General features: G+C 40.2%; 23 protein-coding genes. 19 read left to right on the top strand and 4 right to left on the bottom strand.

Translation table 11 applies throughout. The features are described 5' to 3' along the window. Positions 1-154 precede the first annotated feature (154 nt). From WKF66_RS01035 to WKF66_RS01005, 7 genes are read left to right on the top strand one after another with little or no spacing between them, the layout of a single operon-like run. Entirely contained in the window at positions 155-1,555 is a 1,401-nt protein-coding gene (locus WKF66_RS01035; protein WP_489672543.1) for an anthranilate synthase component I family protein, read from the top strand. Positions 1,556-1,570: 15 nt separating this feature from the next. Next, complete coding sequence (locus WKF66_RS01030) at positions 1,571-2,161, top strand: anthranilate synthase component II (protein WP_489672542.1); 591 nt, start codon at positions 1,571-1,573, stop codon at positions 2,159-2,161. A gap of 2 nt (positions 2,162-2,163) precedes the next feature. After that, positions 2,164-2,955: an indole-3-glycerol phosphate synthase TrpC gene (gene trpC, locus WKF66_RS01025; protein WP_489672541.1), complete on the top strand. Its 792-nt coding sequence runs from the start codon at positions 2,164-2,166 to the stop codon at positions 2,953-2,955. A 22-nt stretch (positions 2,956-2,977) separates the two neighbouring features. Next, positions 2,978-4,168, top strand: a complete 1,191-nt coding sequence (gene hflX / locus WKF66_RS01020; RefSeq protein ID WP_489672540.1) for a GTPase HflX — start codon at positions 2,978-2,980, stop codon at positions 4,166-4,168. Between the two features lie 21 nt (positions 4,169-4,189). Beyond that, complete coding sequence (gene rbfA, locus WKF66_RS01015) at positions 4,190-4,567, top strand: 30S ribosome-binding factor RbfA (protein ID WP_489672539.1); 378 nt, start codon at positions 4,190-4,192, stop codon at positions 4,565-4,567. A gap of 2 nt (positions 4,568-4,569) precedes the next feature. Further along, entirely contained in the window at positions 4,570-5,238 is a 669-nt protein-coding gene (locus tag WKF66_RS01010) for a peptidoglycan DD-metalloendopeptidase family protein (protein WP_489672538.1), read from the top strand. Between the two features lie 16 nt (positions 5,239-5,254). Beyond that, positions 5,255-5,899, top strand: a complete 645-nt coding sequence (locus tag WKF66_RS01005; RefSeq protein WP_489672537.1) for an energy transducer TonB — start codon at positions 5,255-5,257, stop codon at positions 5,897-5,899. A 17-nt stretch (positions 5,900-5,916) separates the two neighbouring features. Here the strand turns inward: WKF66_RS01005 and WKF66_RS01000 are convergent, their stop codons facing one another. Further along, the gene (locus WKF66_RS01000) at positions 5,917-6,822 is read right to left on the bottom strand and encodes a diacylglycerol/lipid kinase family protein (protein ID WP_489672536.1); all 906 of its coding nucleotides are present in this window, start codon (positions 6,820-6,822) and stop codon (positions 5,917-5,919) included. A gap of 55 nt (positions 6,823-6,877) precedes the next feature. Here WKF66_RS01000 and WKF66_RS00995 point away from each other — a divergent pair, with 55 nt between their 5' ends. Next, positions 6,878-7,855, top strand: coding sequence for an App1 family protein phosphatidate phosphatase (locus WKF66_RS00995; protein ID WP_489672535.1), 978 nt, complete (start codon positions 6,878-6,880; stop codon positions 7,853-7,855). 15 nt (positions 7,856-7,870) lie between these two features. Next, positions 7,871-8,503: a leucyl/phenylalanyl-tRNA--protein transferase gene (gene aat, locus WKF66_RS00990; protein WP_489672534.1), complete on the top strand. Its 633-nt coding sequence runs from the start codon at positions 7,871-7,873 to the stop codon at positions 8,501-8,503. Here aat and WKF66_RS00985 read toward each other — a convergent pair. Then, positions 8,500-11,394, bottom strand: a complete 2,895-nt coding sequence (locus WKF66_RS00985; protein WP_489672533.1) for a DEAD/DEAH box helicase — start codon at positions 11,392-11,394, stop codon at positions 8,500-8,502. The genes aat and WKF66_RS00985 overlap by 4 nt on opposite strands. A gap of 396 nt (positions 11,395-11,790) precedes the next feature. On the opposite strand from WKF66_RS00985, the gene WKF66_RS00980 reads away from it, so the two are divergent. The 7 genes from WKF66_RS00980 to WKF66_RS00950 all read left to right on the top strand — a co-directional run bounded on the left by WKF66_RS00980 (position 11,791) and on the right by WKF66_RS00950 (position 17,635). Next, positions 11,791-13,194: a tetratricopeptide repeat protein gene (locus tag WKF66_RS00980; RefSeq protein WP_489672532.1), complete on the top strand. Its 1,404-nt coding sequence runs from the start codon at positions 11,791-11,793 to the stop codon at positions 13,192-13,194. A 65-nt stretch (positions 13,195-13,259) separates the two neighbouring features. Then, on the top strand, positions 13,260-14,030 hold the full coding sequence (locus tag WKF66_RS00975) for a phosphosulfolactate synthase (protein WP_489672531.1): 771 nt from the start codon (positions 13,260-13,262) through the stop codon (positions 14,028-14,030). Positions 14,031-14,035: 5 nt separating this feature from the next. Beyond that, positions 14,036-14,782 carry a shikimate dehydrogenase family protein gene (locus WKF66_RS00970; protein ID WP_489672530.1) on the top strand — a complete coding sequence of 249 codons (747 nt, stop codon included), beginning with the start codon at positions 14,036-14,038 and terminating at the stop codon, positions 14,780-14,782. Then, positions 14,779-15,363 (top strand): gliding motility lipoprotein GldD, encoded by a 585-nt coding sequence (gldD, locus tag WKF66_RS00965; protein ID WP_489672529.1) that lies wholly within the window; start codon positions 14,779-14,781, stop codon positions 15,361-15,363. Before WKF66_RS00970 ends, gldD begins: the two co-directional genes overlap by 4 nt. 4 nt (positions 15,364-15,367) lie before the next feature. Further along, positions 15,368-16,006 carry an MBL fold metallo-hydrolase gene (locus tag WKF66_RS00960; protein WP_489672528.1) on the top strand — a complete coding sequence of 213 codons (639 nt, stop codon included), beginning with the start codon at positions 15,368-15,370 and terminating at the stop codon, positions 16,004-16,006. Positions 16,007-16,021: 15 nt separating this feature from the next. Next, on the top strand, positions 16,022-17,254 hold the full coding sequence (locus tag WKF66_RS00955) for an ABC transporter permease (RefSeq protein ID WP_489672527.1): 1,233 nt from the start codon (positions 16,022-16,024) through the stop codon (positions 17,252-17,254). Between the two features lie 3 nt (positions 17,255-17,257). Beyond that, the gene (locus WKF66_RS00950; protein ID WP_489672526.1) at positions 17,258-17,635 is read left to right on the top strand and encodes a hypothetical protein; all 378 of its coding nucleotides are present in this window, start codon (positions 17,258-17,260) and stop codon (positions 17,633-17,635) included. On the opposite strand, the gene WKF66_RS00945 is transcribed toward WKF66_RS00950, so the two are convergent. Together WKF66_RS00945 and mqnB are read right to left on the bottom strand one after the other, a co-directional pair. Beyond that, positions 17,632-18,474 carry a menaquinone biosynthesis family protein gene (locus tag WKF66_RS00945; RefSeq protein WP_489672525.1) on the bottom strand — a complete coding sequence of 281 codons (843 nt, stop codon included), beginning with the start codon at positions 18,472-18,474 and terminating at the stop codon, positions 17,632-17,634. The genes WKF66_RS00950 and WKF66_RS00945 overlap by 4 nt on opposite strands. 35 nt (positions 18,475-18,509) lie before the next feature. After that, positions 18,510-19,142 carry a futalosine hydrolase gene (mqnB, locus tag WKF66_RS00940; RefSeq protein WP_489672524.1) on the bottom strand — a complete coding sequence of 211 codons (633 nt, stop codon included), beginning with the start codon at positions 19,140-19,142 and terminating at the stop codon, positions 18,510-18,512. A gap of 68 nt (positions 19,143-19,210) precedes the next feature. Between mqnB and WKF66_RS00935 the strand changes: the two genes are divergently transcribed. Genes WKF66_RS00935 through fabD form a run of 3 tightly spaced genes read left to right on the top strand, consistent with a single transcriptional unit; the run spans position 19,211 to position 21,161 of the window. After that, on the top strand, positions 19,211-19,621 hold the full coding sequence (locus tag WKF66_RS00935; RefSeq protein ID WP_489672523.1) for a 6-pyruvoyl trahydropterin synthase family protein: 411 nt from the start codon (positions 19,211-19,213) through the stop codon (positions 19,619-19,621). A 10-nt stretch (positions 19,622-19,631) separates the two neighbouring features. Then, positions 19,632-20,261, top strand: a complete 630-nt coding sequence (gene folE / locus WKF66_RS00930) for a GTP cyclohydrolase I FolE (protein WP_489672522.1) — start codon at positions 19,632-19,634, stop codon at positions 20,259-20,261. A gap of 12 nt (positions 20,262-20,273) precedes the next feature. Then, positions 20,274-21,161: an ACP S-malonyltransferase gene (gene fabD, locus WKF66_RS00925; RefSeq protein ID WP_489672521.1), complete on the top strand. Its 888-nt coding sequence runs from the start codon at positions 20,274-20,276 to the stop codon at positions 21,159-21,161. The last annotated feature ends 26 nt before the right edge of the window (positions 21,162-21,187 follow it).

Genomic DNA, 21,187 nt, shown 5'->3' with positions numbered 1-21,187 from the left:
AGTGATTCCGAAAAGAGTTTCGTCGTATCCTTGTGTACCTTATAGTTTATCAACCTAAACCAACCACATTGAAAACCCGACGTAGACCACACGTCGGGTTTTTGCTTTTCAACCGGTTATAAATTTGGAATATTAAATATCGAAGTCATACGTTATGAATTATAACATTAATACAACTTACAAGAAGAGACTGGCTGATACCACCACGCCAGTTAGTATATATTTGAAGTTAAGAGATGTATTTCCGAATACAATCTTGTTAGAAAGTTCTGACTACCATAGCCGCGAGAACTCTGTGAGTTACGTTTGTGCTCAGCCAGTTGCCGGGATTACGCTGGAGAATGGTGTGCTTAAGACGTACTTCCCTGATGGAAGAAAGGAACAGAAGGATTCTTTTGTACTCACTGATGAGATCGAATCTTTTAAAGCCTCGTTTATCACATCTGAGCTACCGGACAAACGGTACATCTCGAACGGCCTGTTTGGCTACTTTACCTGGAATGCTGTTCAGCATTTTGAAGACATTACGTTTTCAGCAAAGTCACCCAAGAGTGAAGAGATACCAACGATGCAATACCACATCTACCGTTATATCATTGCGGTAGACCACTTTCGTAATGAGATCACCCTTTTTAAGAATACCTTTAATGGAGATGACACCGACGATCTTGACAAAATCGAATACATTATTCAAAATAAGAACTTCCCTGAGTATAGCTTCAAAACTCAAGGTGAAGAATCTTCAAACCTGAAAGATCAGGATTTCCTGGATATCGTGGATAAGATGAAGAAGCACATTTTAAGAGGAGATGTGTTCCAAATTGTGCCTTCCCGTGCTTTCAAGCAAAGCTTTTTAGGCGACGAATTTAATGTTTACCGGTGTCTGAGATCGATCAACCCTTCACCATACCTATTTTATTTTGATTATGGAAACTTCAAGCTATTTGGTTCTTCGCCTGAGGCACAGATCACAGTAAAAAATAAAGTGGCTAACATTTTTCCTATTGCAGGCACATTTAAGCGCACGGGGAATGATGAAGAGGATGCAGAGCAAGCGAAAAAGCTGGAGCAGGATCCAAAGGAGAGTGCGGAACATGTGATGCTTGTAGATCTGGCTCGCAATGACTTGAGCAGACATTGTAGTAAGGTAGAAGTAAAAGCTTTTAAGGAGGTGCAATATTATTCACATTTGATCCACCTGGTATCAAAGGTAAGTGGAAACCTGCAGGCTGATGTTCCTGCATTTAAAATTGTAGCAGATACTTATCCGGCAGGAACTTTGAGCGGTGCACCGAAGTATCGTGCAATGCAGCTCATTGATGAGTATGAAGGCTTGGCAAGAAACTTCTACGCAGGTGCTTTAGGGTATATGGGTTTCAATGATGAGTTTAACCACTGCATTATGATCCGGACCTTTATGAGCAAGAACAATGAACTGCATTATAGAGCTGGGGCAGGTATTGTTGCAGATTCTATACCCGAAAACGAGTTGAATGAAGTAAATAATAAGATTGCTGCGCTGCGCAAGGCAGTAGAAATGGCAGCACATATCTAAAGGAATTACGTACGCATGGAAAATAAAAGTGTGATGCAAAAGAAAGTATTGGTTATTGATAACTATGATTCGTTTACGTATAACCTGGTGCATTTGGTTAATGAACTGGGGAGAGATGTAGAAGTATGGCGTAATGATAAATTTGAGCTGGCCGATGTTGATCAGTATGATCAGATCATACTTTCGCCAGGACCCGGTATTCCTGAAGAGGCTGGATTACTGCTTGATGTGATTAAAACCTATGCACCGACCAAAAGTATTTTTGGCGTATGTCTTGGTCAGCAAGCAATTGCTGAGGCATTTGGTGGAACGCTATTAAATTTAGGTAGACCTATGCACGGTATTGCAACGCCAATTAATGTATTGGATGCACAGGAAGTCCTATTTAAGGAGTGCCCACCTACGATAAACGTAGGTCGTTATCATTCCTGGGTTGTTAGCAATTCTGATTTACCGGAATGCCTAACAATAACTGCAATGGATGAGACGAATGAGATCATGGCCTTAAGACATAAAGTGCTGGACGTTCGTGGAGTGCAGTTTCATCCAGAAAGTGTGCTGACGGAACATGGTAAGCAGATGATGAAGAATTGGTTAGAGAGCTAGATATGAATATTTTAGATCAGATCGTATTTCGCAAGAAAGCCGAGGTGGAGCATGCTAAACATCAAATAGCAATCCAGGAGCTTGAAAATACGACACATTTTAATCGCGAAACGTATTCCTTCAAGGAGTTCTTGCTGGCTCAGGAGAGAACAGGTATTATAGCGGAATTTAAACGCAGGTCTCCATCAAAGGGACTGATCAATGGAACTTCCACTGTAGCTGAGGTAACGAAAGGTTATGCTGCAGCCGGTGCCTCTGCATTGTCTGTACTTACAGACGTTGACTTCTTTGGGGGTCATGCGCAGGATTTGCTTCAGGCGAGGGCTGCAAACGACATCCCTCTGCTTAGAAAGGATTTCATAATTGATGAATACCAGTTGTTGGAAGCTAAGGCATGGGGAGCCGATATAATTTTGCTGATTGCTGCCATTCTTAGCCCTGCAGAAATCAGGCATTTGTCTGCGTTTGCAAGATCGCTGGGTTTAAATGTACTATTAGAAGTTCATAATCGCGAAGAGTTACAACGAAGCATCTGTCCGGATTTGAATGCCATCGGCATTAACAATCGAAATCTTGCTGATTTTACGGTAAACATTCAAACGTCGTTCGACCTGGTAGATGAGATTCCTAACGACTTTATGAAGATATCAGAGAGTGCAATTAGTGAGGCTTCAACTATAAAAGATTTAAAACAAGCTGGTTTTGACGGGTTTTTAATTGGAGAGAATTTCATGAAAACAAGCGATCCGGGAGCAGCAATGAACGACTTTGTCAGTAAACTGATATCGGTATAACTTTTGTAGCTTTGTACTTTGCATGGGAAAAGAGAAAACTTACGATACAGCAGTAAGGCAAGAACGGGCGGTTCTTGTTGGGGTAATCAGGCCTGGAGAAAAGGCAGAGGAGACTAGGGAATATCTTGATGAGCTTGCTTTTTTAGTTGATACTGCTGGAGGAGTAGTGGAGCATGAGTTCACTCAAAAGATGTTGAAGCCAGATCGCGGAACCTTTGTAGGTACCGGTAAATTGGAAGAAATACAGGCTTATGTAAAGTCTGAAGAAATAGATTTAGTGGTGTTTGATGACGAGTTGTCGCCATCACAGTTAAGAAATATAGAGCGGGAATTGCAGGTTAAGGTACTTGACCGAAGCAATTTAATCCTTGATATTTTTGCTGGCAGGGCACAAACTGCACAAGCAAAAACGCAGGTAGAGCTGGCACAGCTTCAATATTTATTACCAAGATTAACGAGGTTATGGACTCACTTAGAGCGCCAAAAAGGCGGTATAGGTATGAGAGGTCCGGGTGAAACTCAGATCGAAAGTGATAGAAGGATGATCCTGGAGAAAATTTCCTTACTAAAAGAGCGCCTCAAATTAATCGATCGGCAGAACGAAACACAGCGGAAAAACCGGGTTCAGTTAATCAGAATAGCTTTGGTAGGGTATACCAATGTTGGAAAATCTACTATAATGAACATGTTGTCTAAGTCCGAGGTGTTTGCGGAGAATAAACTGTTCGCTACGCTTGATACCACAGTTCGAAAGGTAGTAATTGATAACCTGCCATTTTTACTTTCAGATACGGTTGGGTTTATTCGTAAACTGCCCCATCACTTGGTAGAATGCTTCAAATCTACCCTGGATGAGGTTAGAGAGGCTGATATCTTGATACATGTTGTGGATGTTTCGCATGCTCACTTCGAAGATCAGATTCATGTTGTTAATGAAACACTAAAGGACCTTGGAGCCCGGGACAAGCCGACAATTATGGTGTTTAATAAGATAGATGCCTATGTTAATCCTGAGCACACGAATGAGGATGGCGAGCAAACTGTGTTAACGCTGGATGATTTTAAGAAAAGCTGGATGGGAATCAATAATGCTCCTGCATTGTTCATATCAGCATTGCACAAAGAAAATTTAGAGGAGTTTAAGCAACTCTTATACGATAAGGTTCTGGCATTACATACCGAGCGTTATCCGTATGATAAATTGCTATACTAATCTCTTTAGAGAAAACAAAATATGGAAAGTAAACGTCAACAGAAATTTGCCGGGGTGCTACAAGAAGAATTGGCGACAATTTTTCAGCGCGAGGGTTCTTCATATTTACCGAACACATTGGTAACAATCACGAAAGTGCGTGTCTCTCCGGATTTGGCGGTAGCGAAGGTCTATTTAAGCTTCCTTAACACCAGTAATCCTGCGCTGTCTGTTGCAGAGGTAAATTCTCACGCAGGTGAGATCAGGTATAAATTAGGTGCGCGGATTCGCCACCAGGCGAGGGTAGTGCCAACGCTCACCTTTTTTGTAGATGATACCAATCAATATGTAGCGCATATGGATAAGATTTTTGACAAGATATCGCAAGAACGTAAAGAAACCGACGAAGATTCAGAGTAGGCATGGTAAAGGAAGGCTTCGGTAAGGTTGTTGATTTTGGGATTGAGGATCAGGTCTACCCCTTAGACTTTACTTTATCCAATTTGGAGTTAACTACTGACCTGATTTCTGATACTGATCTCTTCTCTGAATGGGTTTCCCAAAAACTTTTAAAGCACGGTTGCAGATATGGAATTGGGGGATATGATGAGCACAGGACGATTTATTCGCGCAGTGAGCATTTTAACGACTCCGAAGAGCCACGACGGTTGCATTTAGGGATTGATATATGGGCCGCTGCTGGAACGACTGTTTACGCTTGCTCGGACGCTATTGTTCACAGTTTTCAATTCAACGATCACTTTGGGGACTATGGCGCAACGATTGTCCTCGAACACATTTTCGGCGAGTCGAAATTTTATATATTATACGGTCATTTAAGTCTTTACTCGCTGGACGGACTTAAAGAAGGGTTATCAATTGAAAAGGGCACCGCTTTTGCACAATTTGGTAAGCAGGAAGAAAACGGTCACTGGCCACCACATCTGCACTTTCAGGTAATTAAAGATATGGAAGGCTTTAAAGGAGATTATCCGGGCGTGTGCCAATATTCAAAGCGCGAAGCATATCTCTCAAACTGTCCAAATCCTGACTTTATTTTAAACAATACTTTTAAGACTATGTCGTTCTAAAATGCGGGGATTATTTATGCGCAGATTACTTTTGATTACACTTGTTCTTGCTGGGGTTCAGCTTAAGGCGCAACCATCTTTGAAAGGTGGCTTAGAGTCTTTCGTACAAAACAATAGAGTGTATCCCAGGTACTCGCTTACCAATTGCATTCAAGGTGTGGTTAACATTGCTTTTAAGCTTGACCGAAAAGGCAGTATTAACTACTCGGAGATACGTAAAGGCGTTGGTACTGACCTTGATGATGAGGCATTGCGATTAATTAGGATGAGTAGTGGCCGCTGGATTGTTCCCGCTGATCATGACAGCACAATAGCAATTATAGTTCCGATAAGTTTCTCTTTAACCGATTGCTCAGGAAAGAGTGCGCAAGATGTTAGAGCTGCGATTGATGCTTATCAATCTAACACGGATCTGACCAATTCCATTTTGAATTATTATCGGAATAAAGAATTGGGAAAACCGGGGGGAATCACTGAAGCCAAAGCAGCGGAGTTAAAAGCAGACTTAGGGATTGATGAGGATTACCTTAGAAAGCGCCTGGCTGATGGTTTAAAAAAGATAAAGCAAAAGGACAACCAGGGTGCCTGTGAAGATTTCAAGTTTGTGAAATATATGGGGTCTGAGTTGGCAAATGAGTCACTAGCAAAATATTGCAGATAAGTATAATGCAAATCAGTTTAATTGATGGTTTTATTATCAGCAGTTATTGGCACAATCATTTTAATTGCTTTTGGGATGATCGATGCGTTGACGCGATTTACTTTGCCCTTTGATTCTCCATCTACTTGGAAATGAGCTCTGTGTTTCATTTTAATAGACAGCTCGGTTACCTGGAACGTTTCTATATTCTTTGGGTTTAGCTTCATGTCTGTGAACTTCAGCTTTAAAATCTCCATTACTGAATAATTTTTCACAAGAACCACCTCAAAGGCCTCATCCTCTAAGTTTCCCTCCGGATTGATCTTTACTCCTGTACCATACATTGTTGCATTGGCGACAACTACCATGGCTGCATCAGAACGGATCATTTTACCGTTTACTTTGAATTCTACCTGCATTTTGCGGTGACTCCACAATGCCTGCCAGGCTGCTTTTGTATAACCCCACATTCCGCGGTGTTGCAAGTTGTCAAACTTTTTAACCAGATAGGCGTTGAAACCGATATCTGCAAGGTGTATGCACAGTTCATCATTTACGGTGACCGCATGGATTTGCTTAGACGTTCCATTCAGGCAGTTGTCAAGAGCTTCAAGGGGATCTACTGGTATGCCCAGCTCTTTAGCCATACCGTTTGCTGAACCAGCCGGTATGATGCCAATGGGCGTATCTGTGCCCAAGAGGCATTCCGCTACAAGCTTCAATGTGCCATCTCCTCCCACGGCAATAACTTTATCTGCCTGAGCTTTCTCAATTGTCGCTTTAAGTTCATCAATGTGACAACTTTTAGGAAGGCTATACAGCTCCACGCTATGTTCGGAATCTTCGAAATATTCATTTATTACCACTTGTAGGTCAACCTTATTATCTCCGGAACCCGGGTTTATAATAAATAATATTTTCTGTCCTGTGCCTTTCGAATTCATAGCTATAATTTGTAATTACAGAAACAAGTAATGCATTACTCTGTTTTGTTTTGTAATGAATAAAACTGCAAGTGTTAAAGTATACCATGGCTACGGGCATACACAGAATCTGGTGGTCTACGGACATGTGTTTAAGTTTAAAGCTAAAACAAGTCAGAATTTCAGTAACAACTTCTTCGTTAATATTCTATATCTACTCAAGCTATTCGTCGTAAAACCCTATGCCTTTGTAAAGGTCAGGCTTTCCTTTAATGGCCAGGAAGTTTACAATAATACCGAGTATGACGGCTTTTTTAAGTTTGAATGGAAGGCCGACAAAGAAGTCAAAGCTGGTTGGCATACGGTTCAGGTAGCTGCTTTAACAGAGGATGGTGAGGTAATAGCGGAAGGGGCGGGGAATATTTTTGTTCCTCATATTACGCAGTACGCGTTTATCTCTGATATTGACGATACCATTATGGTGTCATATTCTGCAAAAGTTCGAAAGCGGTTAAGAGAACTTTTTATTAAAAACCCACGCACACGGAAAACATTCAAAGGCTTGAATGAACACTATACTGCGTTGGCATTATCACACACTAATATTGATCAACCGAATCCATTCTTTTACGTTTCAAGCAGTGAATGGAACCTCTATGACTATTTGGTTGAAACTTTCCGGTACAATGATTTACCGGAAGGTGCATTTCTGCTTAACCAGATTAAACGTTGGAAAGACCTTTTGAAGACTGGAAAAACCGGGCATGAAGGTAAGTTAATACGGGTGATGAGGATATTAAATGCCTTCCCTAACCAGAAGTTTGTATTCTTTGGAGACAACTCACAAAAGGATCCAGACATTTATACGGCTATAGCAGAGAAGTATCCGCAGAACATTTCTGCGGTCTATATTAGGAACGTTCGCAAAGGGCGCGAGATCCAAACCAGAGCTCTTCTAGATCGGATAAGTGCACAGAACATCAGCACTTGCCTTTTTAATAATAGCGATGAGGCAGCTTTGCACTCAAAAAGTATTGGCCTAATTGTAGATTAGTGTTTAATATTGCATATGGTTTTCAGATTGCCTGATGATGAAGTTGTATTTCCGAATCCTGAACTTGCGGATGCGGACGGTTTTCTGGCAGTAGGTGGTGATTTAAGTGTAGACCGACTCTTATTGGCTTATGAAAACGGTATCTTTCCTTGGTTCAGTGAAGAAGATCCTATTTGCTGGTATGCTCCGCATGAACGATGTGTTATCTATCCTGAAAAGGTCAAGGTTAGTAAAAGCATGAAAAAGATAGTGAATTCTGGTGATTTTACTTTCACTGTCAACCAGGCGTTTGAAGCGGTTATTGCCAACTGTGCAAACGTAGGTCGTAAAGATCAACCTGGTACCTGGATTACCGAAGAGATGCAAGTTGCATATACGGCTCTGCATCGGCAAGGCTACGCGCTTAGCGTGGAGGTCTGGAAGTCAAACTCACTCGTAGGTGGTCTTTATGGTGTGGTTAGGGGAGATGTATTTTGTGGAGAAAGCATGTTCAGTTTGGAAAGCAATGCATCGAAGAGTGCTTTAATTTTTCTTTGTCAGTCTGGACAATTCAAACTCATCGATTGTCAGCTTCCTAACGACCATCTGTTAAGCATGGGTGCTGAAATGATCAGTCGTGAAAAATACATGCAGCTTCTTCAGCACTAACTTAGGATTTCTTTAATATCCTCTTTACTGAGTGACTTTATAAAACTTTCTTCAGTGGTGATCAGTGAGCTAGCCAGGCGCTTTTTACGGTTCTGAAGCGCTAGTATCTTCTCTTCAACAGTATCCTTTGCTATAAACTTATAAATGAAAACCTTTTTTTCTTGGCCTATCCTGTGGGTCCGGTCAATTGCTTGTTGCTCCACTGCAGGATTCCACCATGGATCAAGTATGAACACATAGTCTGCCTGGGTAAGGTTAAGGCCAACTCCTCCAGCCTTAATTGAAATCAAAAACACTTTCAATTCTGTATTACTTTGAAAATCAGCAACAATTTCACCACGGTTTTTGGTGGAACCATCCAGGTAGGCAAACGGGATGCTTTCGCGTTCAAAATAACTTTTAAAGATCCCAAGATGCTTAACGAATTGCGAAAAGATCAATACTTTATGCCCGCCTTTTAACACGTTATCAAGCGTGTGAATTACATTTTCGAACTTACCAGAGTCAGATTCATAGGTTTGATCGATCATTACAGGGTGGTTCGCGAGTTGTCTTAATGCGGTAAGACCTTGCAGCAATTGTACTTGTTTTTTCTTGAAAGTCCCATCATCCATGCTACTGAGCATATCATTCCGGTACGCTGATTTCGTTTTTTCATAATAAGCCGCCTGGTCTTCGCTCATATTGCAATAGAACACCTGCTCAGTTTTGGATGGTAATTCTGAAGCTACCTGTTCTTTGGTTCTGCGTAATACAAAAGGCTTAATAATTGCCTGGAGTTTTCGTGCTTTATCCTCGTCTTTTTTCTTTTCAATTGCCTGAACATACTCTTCATTAAAGAACGCCTGCGTTCCGAGTAATCCCGGATTAAGAAATGTAAGCTGTGTCCAAAGGTCGGCTACTGAATTCTCCACAGGTGTACCGCTTAGTATAAGCTTGTTTCTTGATTTCAATGCTTTAACGGCCTTGAAGGATTTCGAGGAAGGATTCTTAATGTTCTGGCTCTCATCTAATATGATGTAGTTGAAATAGAAATATTTAAGTACTTCTACGTCCACTCTCGTTATTCCATAAGTCGTGATCACGATGTCGTACTTAGCAAATATGCTAACGTCCTTGTCTCTCGTTGTGCCTGTGTGCGCATGGATCTTTAATTTCGGCGTGAACTTCTTTGCTTCATTCATCCAATTGTAGATCAAAGAAGTTGGCATAACGATCAAGGAGGTGCTATGGGTTTTAATCTGATCATCTTCCTCCTTCAACTTTTGGAGCATGGCCAGTGTTTGAATGGTTTTACCTAAACCCATGTCGTCCGCGAGACAACCCCCAAAATTGTATTCTCTTAGGAAGCTGAACCAGTTGTACCCTGCTTTCTGATAACTGCGCAGATCACCTTTAAAATTAACAGGCATTTGAATGTCTGCTATGTTCTCGAAACTATTTAACTTCTCGAGCTTTCGGCTTAACGTGACGCTGGCAATGCCATCTTCTGCAAGTTCATTGATCAGGCCAATGTGGTGCTTTCTTAATCTGAGTGCTTTTGAGTTATCAGCTAAACTGAATAAGCTGCTGTACTGTGTAAACCATTTTTCCGGAATGATAGCAATCGAACCATCTGGCAATGTAAACTCGCGTTTTTTATATAAGATGTGTTGCTTCAGGGAAATAAAGGGTATGGGATGATTACCAAAATAAACGATTGCATTGATGTCAAACCAATCGTTATCCTCATTGATTTCAAAGTCGATCTTATTGGTTGCGAACAAGAACTTTTTGTTTCCAGAAAGCGGTTCAATTTCGAAGCCTTTTTCTTGTAGCGTTTCTATGTGTTCGTTTATCCAATTTATGATGGCGTAAGAATGGCCTTCTTCTGCATCATAAACCGCTTCCAGATTGTAAAATAAGGCGCTGGTTTTCTTCAAACCAAGCGTAGTAAGTATGTTAAAATGTTGTTTTTCAAAAAGGATATCTCTTTTGATCCTTGTGAAGACATAATTGTCTGCTTCTTTTTCGAGACACACGGTAACTTTCTTCTCGCTACCCATCGAGAATGCATAGCTTCCATATTTGAAGTAAAGCTGGAGTTGTGATATCCCGCCTTCCACATAGATTATTTTCAGAGTTGGGATTGGATCGTGTTTAACGGTTTTGATATCGAATCCTTCAGCGTAGACGTGATACTTCTCGATTAAGGGTCCAACAAATTTCTCAAAATAGGTCTCTTCGGTTACTTTAGGGATGGTAATAAACCTCTTATTTAAAAAAGGCATTAGTTTTTTTCCTTCTATATCCTGTTCAAAGCAATAAAGCATGTCATTTAACAAAAGCCATGCGGGCTGGTTGCTGATGACCTGAGCATCCTTAAACATAAAATCAATACGCAGATCCTCATATTTAATCGTTGGGAAATATCTTGTTTCAACGTTGTTCCTTCTAAAATGAAATAGTACAGTAGCCGGAGTATTTGCAATATCAATTTTTCGCTCTGCTGGCCAACCATCGTTATCAGTCAGATACAAGGACCCATGAATTTTTAGAACCTCAAGCACTTCTGATAATCTTTTTTCTATTTTAGGACGAACGTTATCATGGAATTTATCGTTGAAAAACTTACCAAAAAATTCTACCGGACGTACTGCTTTCTTATGGTACTTTTTGATAATATAGTCTTGCTCCGTCTCATCAAGAATTTTAATCAGCTTAAAGTCCTGCTCAGAAATGTGCCTGGCAAATTCTTTTGCCGTATGAGAAAACAGCCTTTGATAGGTTAAAGAAAAATCACCCTGCGGATTGAGCTGTACAATATGAGGCTCAATCAGATAACCAAGATACGCATGCTTACATAACGAATATACAACTTTGCAAGGCTTGGTATTATCTACACGTAACATTGAGCAAGAGTTAAAATGGCTGGGGCCGTAAGTGTTAAAATCTCTAAACTTACATCAAATTGGGGTGCTTTCAAATATAAACCGCCATTTATTCCAACTTTTAACCTTTTCTTTAAAGTTAGAACTTTATCTAAGGCATGAGTAGCGTTTAATGCGGAAGGTGAAACCAATCTCTGCATCGACGATGCCAAAGTTTACATGGTGATTACCAGCAATCATCTTAAGTTACCTTATTTTTGTAAAACATTCCAGCAGCTAAACCCCATTACATTTGTTATCAGTTAATTATACATAAAGTTGTTTGTATGTGGAAAATTATTTGATGGGTTATACAAATATTATTGTAAACTTATAAGGTATAGTTAACACAGGGATCTGTTTTTATTGAGTCGATATATGGAAGAGGAATTTAGTTTTGAGTTTAGTGACGATGCACAACGTTCGGTAGAGCGTTATGAAGAGATGTTACGCAATCAAGATCAATATTTTTTCGATGCTCAGGCTTTTGAAAATATTATTGATTACTACATAGAAAAAAGCGATCCGGTTAAGGCACTTCAAGTAATAGAATATGCCGCAAATCAGCACCCTTACGCTGCGGTGTTCCTTGTTAAACAGGCCCAGTTGTTTTTTGTGACTGATCAGATCGAACGGTCTTTTCTGGCACTGCAAAAAGCGGAAATGTTGGAAGCATCAGAATCCGAGATCTACGTTTTAAGGGGCAATATTTATAATAGTCTGGAACGGTATCCAGAGGCATTAGATAATTTTAAGCAGGCTTTAGAATTTGCCGAAACAATAGATGAAATCTTGTTGCAAATAGCATATGTCTACCAAAATATGCTTGATTATGAGAGCGCGATCGTCTATATTAAGCAGAGCCTGGAACTTAATATGGAAAATAAAGATGGTTTATATGAACTGGCTTTTTGTTATGATATTCTGGATAAACAAGAAGAAAGCATCCAGTTTTATGAAGAATATATAGACAAGGATCCCTATTCTTATGCGGCTTGGTATAATCTGGCTAACTCTTACCACAAGCTTGACTTGTTTGAGAAAGCTATTGATGCCTATGATTATGCAATCCTGATCAAAGATAATTTTGCTTCTGCCTATTACAATAAAGGAAATGCACTCGTGCAACTGGACAAGTATGCAGAGGCAATAGAAGTTTATAAGCAAACTTTTGAGTACGAAAAGCCGAATGCTGATACCTATTGTGCAATAGGAGAATGCTATGAAAAGCTTGAAAAAATGGATGAGGCCAGATCTTATTATAAGAAATCAGTAAAAATGGACCCAAAGATGGCAGATGCCTGGTTTGGAATCGGTGTGACCCTCAACTTTGAGGAACGCTTCTTTGAATCTCTTCATTTTTATAAGAAAGCCATTGATCTTGACGATGAGAATCCAGATTTCTGGTTCGCTATGGCGGATGCTTATTATAAGCTTGGTCAGATCGAACAGTCGGTTGAAGCTTACTACAAGGTGCTGGAATATAATCCGCTTGATGTGGAAGCCTGGCTGGATTTCTCGACTGTTTTATATGAGCAGGGTAAGCTTGTTGAAGCTTCCGAAACGATCTCTGATGCCATCAAAAACAACCCTGATGCCGCGGAACTGTACTATAGGATGGTCGCCTATTTATTTGCCCTGGGACAGAAAAGTGAGGCACTTATTTACTTAGAGACAGCGTTAGCTACTGATCCCGATAAACATCATATCCTTTTTGAATACTTACCACAGCTGGCTGAAAATGGGTCAATTTTAGAGGTAATTAACCGTTACATTAAATAGCCTTCGGGAGTTTATTTAATATTACCTATAAAAACTGTCTGTTTTTTTTCACCTTTGTCAGCAATATGAATTATCCATTAAATAATATACCAGAGCGCCCTGTTAAGCCACGCGATAAAGGCATTACAATGGTGATGGACAAAGGACTAAGTTTAAGACAAACGGAAGACTTTATTGATGTTGCAGGTGTTCATTCTGATATTGTGAAACTTGGCTGGGCTACCTCATTCGTGACTCCAAAACTAAAAGAGAAGCTGGGAATTTACAAGTCTGCCGGTATACCAACTTACTTTGGAGGAACGCTATTTGAGGCTTTCATCATCAGGAACCAGTTTGATGACTATTGTCGCGTTCTGGAAAAGTATGATATGGAATACGTAGAAGTCTCTGATGGATCAATCACGATTGAACATGATCTTAAGTGTGAGTATATAACTAAGTTGTCGAAGCACGTTACGGTTATTTCAGAAGTTGGTTCAAAAGATGCGGCTAAGATATTTGCCCCTTACAAATGGATTAAATTGATGCAGGCGGAATTAGATGCCGGTTCATGGAAGGTTATTGCCGAGGCACGAGAAGGCGGTAATGTTGGGATTTATCGTGGTTCCGGTGAAGTAAGAGAAGGATTAGTGGATGAGATACTAACTCAAATTCCTGAAGAAACTATTATATGGGAAGCCCCGCAAAAGGAACAACAGGTATGGTTTATCAAGCTTCTGGGCGCTAACGTTAATTTAGGTAATATCGCTCCAGCAGAAGTTATACCATTGGAAACAATTAGACTTGGACTGCGTGGAGATACATTTGATCATTTCCTTGACTTGAATAATTTGTAAGTCCAATGAGAAAGTTTGGCCTAATAGGATATCCACTATCTCATTCCTTTTCAAAAAAGTTTTTCACTCAGAAGTTCGATGCTGAGGGAATTGAGAACTGTGAATACGAACTATATCCTATAGAAACCGTTGGCTTATTGACTGAAGTCCTGATAGACAATCCAGAGCTAGAAGGCTTAAATGTCACCATACCCTATAAGTTGGATGTCATGCAATTCTTAGATGAAATTGATGAGGCAGCGAGACTAATAGGTGCTGTAAACTGTATTAATATTTCGAGAGTAGGGGGCTCCTTGAATCTTAAGGGCTTCAATACAGATGCTTATGGATTTGAAGAATCTTTGAAGCCTTTGTTGGAACCCTGGCATAAGAAGGCGCTCATTCTAGGCGATGGCGGTGCTGGAAAAGCTGTGAAATATGTGCTTGACAAGCTGCATATTCCTTATACAATAGTTACCAGAAAGCCGGCTGGCCATTCGATTGTCTACAAAGATATCACAGAGGAGATACTTTTGGAACACAAACTTATGATCAATACTACCCCTTTGGGAATGTCGCCTAATGTGGAGAGTGCTCCTGATCTACCTTATCACTACCTAACTGGAAATCACCTGGTTTACGACCTTGTTTACAATCCAGAAGAGACCGTATTTTTAAAGCACGCAAAAGTTCAGGATGCTAAAATCAAAAACGGTCTGGAGATGTTATACTTACAGGCGGAAAGATCGTGGTATCTTTGGAACCGATCATGAGAGGCTTTATTGTTTTGATATTTATGGGATTCGTTGCTATGCTCTCTTCATGTGGAGGAGAAAGTTATTCTCCAAAACCAAGGGCCTATTATAAAATTGAATTCCCGAAAAAGGAATACCGCATATTCGATAAGGGCTGTGCATACTCGTTTGAATACCCCGTCTATGCCGATATGGTGGCTGAGGGCGGCAACCCGGGAGCACCGTGTTGGTATAACCTGTATTTTAAACAGTTTAATGGGAAGCTTCATATGACTTACTATGACGTGCTTTCCAGGAATGAGTACGAAGGTTTGGTTGAAGACGCGAGAACTTTTGCATTCAAGCATACTGTAAAAGCTAATGCAATAGATCAAAAGTTAATCAACTATCCAGATAAGAAAGTTTATGGTATTTATTATGCGATCGATGGCAACACGGCGTCGTCAGTTCAGTTCTTCCTTACAGATAGTGTTAAACATTATTTTAGAGGGGCACTCTACTTCAATGAGCGGCCACAATATGATTCTATACAACCGGTTGTTGCTTTTATAAAACAGGATTTAGACAGGATGATCAGTACTTTCAAGTGGAACAATTAGTCGTATGATAAAACTTAAAAAATTTACATTTAATCCTGTCAGAGAAAACACTTATATTTTGTTCGATGAGACAAATGATTGTGTAATTATAGATCCTGGCATGTATGATTCGGACGAGCAAAATGAATTTTACAACGCTATTAAGGAGAACGGTTTGAACCCTGTACTATTGCTGAATACTCACTGCCACTATGATCACGTTTTTGGTAACAAATTTGTGTTTGACAATTGGGCCTTAAAGCCTCAGTTTCATAAGGGCGAGTTAATTGTATTGCAGTCAATACCAGGATACGTACCGCAAATGGGCTTAAATTATGAACTATCTCCGGAGCCGGAGTTTTTCTTGCCGGAAAATGGAACGGTTAGCTTTGGTTCCAGTACTTTGCAATTGATTTTTGCACCGGGACATTCCCCTGCTCATTTGTGCTTTTATGCAGCTGAAGATAATTTTTTAATAGGGGGGGATGTGTTATTTTACAACAGTATCGGTAGAACAGACTTGCCCGGCGGAAATCATTCACAATTGATCAGCAGCATCAAAAATAACTTGTTTATATTGCCGGATGACTGTGAGGTTTTCCCCGGCCATGGGCCTTCGACCACCATCGGTTTTGAAAAGCTACATAACCCTTTTTTACAATAATAAATAAAACAGCAGTTGAATACTCCCTTCTATATCGCCCATCGGTATCTTTTCGCAAAAAAATCAACTAATGCGATTAATATCATATCTCTGATATCTGCCGTGGGTGTATTTGTAGGAAGTGCTGCATTAATTATTATCCTATCGGTATTTAATGGTTTTGGAGAGGTGGTGTTAAAGATGTTCAATACGATTACACCACAAATTGTGATCTCACCAAAAGTGGGTAAGACATTCGCTCCCAATTCCAGCTATTTCACTTCCCTTAAAAAGAACAAAGACGTCTATTCCTATTCTGAAGTGCTTTCAGAGAATGCGTTGCTGAGGTATAATGATAAACAATCGGTTGGTTTAATCAAAGGCGTAAGCGACCAGTATTTGAAGAATAAGAGTCTGGACAGCATTACTGTGGAAGGCAAATTTATGCTAAAGAACAATACCGGCAATTTTGCGATCCTGGGCTCCGCTATACAAACCTATCTTATGGTGAATATCACCGATCCCTTTAACCAGCTACAGGTTTTTTCGCCGAAGAAAGGGTCCAATGCTAGTTCTATTAACCCGGCCGATGATTTTACTATTTTATCGATCCCTGTTTCAGGTGTATTTGAAGTACAGCAGGATTTTGATAACATAGCCATCGTACCTTTGAAATTTGCACGGGAACTCTTGGGTGAGCCTTATAACATCTCCTCCGTAGAAATTAACCTGAAGGCAGGAGTTAATGCTGCCGATTTTAAAGATGAAATAGAAGAGAAGATTGGAGACCAGTTCGATGTCAAGGATCGCATCCAGCAAAATAAGGTCCTCTATAATATCTTAGGAAGCGAAAAATGGGCTGTTTATATTATTTTGACATTCATTTTAATTATTGCTATTTTTAATATAATTGGCTCTTTAACTATGTTAGTGATTGATAAGTTGAAGGATATCGCCATTTTAAGCAGTTTAGGCGCAGGAAAGAAACTAATCAAACGCATATTTTTGTTAGAAGGGATGATGATCACGATGACCGGATGCATATTTGGATTGTTAGCGGGCTTCATCTTTTGCCTTATTCAACAAAAGTTTGGACTGTTTAAGATGTCTCAAGAAAACCTGATGATCTCCAATGCATATCCGGTGGGCTTCAGATGGACAGACTTTGTGCTCGTATTTTTAACCGTAACCGTGTTTTCGTTTGTGGCATCAGCTTTGTCTTCCAATCTAAGCGTTAAAGAAATTAACCATTTAAATCAAGAACTATAGCGTATGAACCTTTTTAGGAAATCAGTCATTTTAGCTTTTGCCGTGATGTTAATGGTAACTGCCTGTAATCGTAATGAGGTTGAGGAAAACAAAAATGAATCAAAGACTTTGAAAGGGCTATACAGCTTTGGTCCGGAGATTAAATCTTTTACAGACTGTGAGGAAGGTAAAGAGTACTGGGTTGCGGACAGCGCCAAAACCCTGGAGCTTTCGTACAGTAATTTCAATTTTGAAAAGCCTTACGAACCCGTTTATATTGAAGTTGAATGCCACATGATCAAGTCAGATAGTTTGATGGTTTCGGCTGACTTCGACTCCACTATGGTCGTAACAAAAGTCTTAAAAATTACAAAAGAGATTCCGGACGGGCCTTGTAATTAAGAGAAAGGGCTGATAAAAATATCCTTTTTTAGAGGAGTAATGATACCCTTTTCTTCAGCCATTTTAAACAATACTTTAATCGCCTCTTTTCCTTCTGTGCCTAAGTCAATCGAATAATTATTCACGTATAAATCAATATGTTTATACATTACTTCTTCACTCATTTCCTGAGCGTGACTTTTAATGAAATCTAAGCCAGATTTGGGGTTGGCAAATGCGTATTCTACTGACTTCCTAAGAAGTCGGTTTACTTTATTTTGAACCTCTGCGTCCAAAGATCTGTTTATTACTATTCCACCCAATGGAATGGGGTTACCCGTTAATGTTTCCCAGTAACTGCCCAGGTCCATAATTTTATGTAAACCTTTTTCTTCGTAGGTGAACCGGTTTTCATGAATTATCAATCCTATATCTATTTTATCTTCCAGTAAAAAAGACTCAATGTCTGAGAATAATAATACCTGTTTATTCCCTAGTTGAGGATAAGCAATGCCAAGAAGAAAATTAGCTGTTGTATATTCCCCTGGAATTCCAACCAGGAGTTCCGGACTAAGGTCATTAGCTATATCCTGGTTTTTGCAAATGAGCAGGGGCCCTACTCCGAATCCCAGGGCGCTGCCTGCATCGAGAAGCACGTATTGTTCGTGTACATAAGCATAAGCATGAAAGCTTAGCTTGGTGATGTCAAGTTCGGCATTAAAGGCCTTTTTGTTAAGTGTTTCTACGTCATCAAAAAAAACTTCAAATTCTAATCCTTCCGTATCAATTTTATGATGGATTAGTGCATCGAAAATAAAGGTGTCATTTGGACATGGGGAGAAGCCAAGCGTAAGTTTCATGGGCTAAAGGTAGTTACAAAAGGAAAACTGCTTAGTTACGTATTTGTCAAAAAGTCAATTGCCCATTTGTTCAAGTTTGATATGGCAAGTGCTATTTGCCATTTCTCTTTATTTCGTGGTTCGACATAATTGGAAATGCTTCTTATCTGAAGGCAAGGAATTGCAAGCTGCTCACAGCAATAGAGAACAGCGGCACCCTCCATACTCTCTGTGGTTGGATTTAGGCGATTAACAATTTCCTTAATACTAGTAGCATTACCATGAACTTTGTTCACAGTGATTCCCTTCACTTTCTTTAAACTTTTAAGGTGATCATTTAGCAAATTATTGGATGCATTGAAGTTTCCTTTTCCAAATCCGAGCTCTTCAATCGTCAAAAACTGATCGTTGTTTTCTGCACCGAGCTCTGCAAATTCATCAGAATATATATTAAGCACTGTTCCAAGGGGAACTGTAGGATCAAAGCTGCCTGCAATACCAAGATTCAAAACAAGATTGTAAGCATTGGAAAGTCTCTGTCCGAGCGCAAAAGCTGTTGCTACCATCCCCACGCCTGTAATCAGTACATCAAAGTCATCAGAAGCAACAAAGTTTTCGTCGGGTAGATTAAACTTTTCTGTAAGCGTTGTTATTTCTGCGCGGGTTGCGGCAACAAGGAGGATTTTCATCGATGGAATACCTTAAGGGCATGAATTTAACAAACTTTTATCTAAGTTTGTCCATAATATAACCTGCCATGATATATATAACAAGAAAGGCATCCTTCAATGCCGCCCATAAGTTGTCACGACCAGATTGGACAGAGGAAGAAAACACAGCAGTATTTGGCAAGTGTGCGAATCCCAATTGGCATGGGCACAACTACCAGCTTTATGTAACCGTTAAAGGGGAGATTAATCCGGAAACTGGATTCTTAGTCGATCTAAAATGGCTTAAAGACATTATGAACACTGCTGTTGTAGACAAAATTGACCACAAAAATCTAAATCTTGACGTTGATTTTATGAGTGGTAAACTTGCTTCTACAGAGAATCTTGCTATTGCAGTTTGGAACGAATTAAACCCTTTGATTGCAGAGTCAGGTGCGCAACTGCACTCTATCAAAATTTATGAGACTGAGAATAATTTTGTAGAGTACTTCGGTTAACTAAGCGTATATGAATTCAATAGAACATTTAGACGATGAGGAAAACGGCTATATTAAGATAGACCGTTTTAACGAAACCAAAACGGAATCCATAGCTCATCACTATAAAGATATTTTAGGTCAACTTGGAGAAGATCCCGAAAGAGAAGGCCTTTTGAAGACACCAGAACGTGTAGCAAAGGCATTGCAGTATCTAACGCACGGTTATGACCTAAACCCTGCTGAAATTCTTCGTAGTGCGATGTTTAAGGAAGACTATAGTCAAATGGTGGTTGTTAAAGATATAGAAGTTTATTCTATGTGTGAACACCATATGCTTCCGTTTTTTGGAAAGGCACACATTGCTTACATTCCAAACGGTCATATAGTGGGTTTAAGTAAAATTCCACGGGTGGTAGATGCTTTTTCCAGACGCTTACAAGTACAGGAACGTCTCACTAATGAGATCAGGGATTGCATTCAGGATACATTGCAGCCTGCTGGTGTGGCTGTTGTGATCGAGTGTAAACATCTTTGCATGGCGATGCGAGGCATACAGAAGCAAAATTCAGTAACTACAACTTCTGCTTTCACCGGTGAGTTTGCGAAGGATAAAACGAGGGCTGAATTCTTGAGACTGATTACAGCCAACCTACATTAACAATAAGAAATTATGACAGCGTATATATTTCCAGGACAAGGCGCTCAGTTCTCAGGGATGGGAAAAGAGTTGTATGAGAACCCAATTGCTAAAGAGCTTTTTGAGCAGGCCAATGAAATCATTGGTTTTAGGATCAGCGACATTATGTTCTCTGGAACCGAGGAAGAACTTAAAGAGACCAAAGTAACGCAACCAGCTATATTTTTGCATTCAGTGATCTTAGCTAAGACACTTGGAGACGATTTTAAACCCGACATGGTGGCTGGCCATTCTCTAGGGGAGTTTTCTGCCTTGGTAGCGGCTTCGGCACTGTCATTCGAAGACGGTTTAAGGCTAGTGATTGCGCGTGCTAATGCCATGCAAAAAGCATGTGAAATACAGCCATCAACTATGGCTGCCATCCTTGGGCTTTCAGATAATATCGTTGAAGATATCTGCGCCGGAATTGAAGAGGTTGTAGTTGCTGCCAACTACAATTGTCCAGGTCAGATTGTGATCTCTGGAAGCATCGCTGGTGTAGACATTGCTTGTGAGCAACTGACCGCTGCTGGTGCAAAGAGAGCACTAAAGCTAAACGTAGGTGGTGCATTCCATTCGCCGTTGATGGAGCCGGCAAGGGTTGAGCTTCAAAAAGCGATTGAAGAAGTTTCGGTTTTGCCACCGATCTGTCCAATTTATCAGAATGTGTTTCCGCAAGCAAACACTGACCCTAAAAAGATCAAAGAAAACCTGATTACACAACTCACTGGCGCAGTAAGGTGGACACAAGCGATAGAGCAGATGATTGCAGATGGCGCTTCTGAGTTTGTTGAAGTGGGGCCAGGGAACGTCTTACAAGGTCTCGTGAAGAAACTTAACAGAACAATGCCTACAAGGTCAGCGACTACAGCTGCAGTTTAATAAAGTTAGCGGCAGTTTAAACATAG

Source organism: Pedobacter sp. (assembly GCF_037719805.1).
GTDB lineage: Bacteria > Bacteroidota > Bacteroidia > Sphingobacteriales > Sphingobacteriaceae > Pedobacter.
This window is presented reverse-complemented; position numbering and strand designations above follow the sequence as displayed.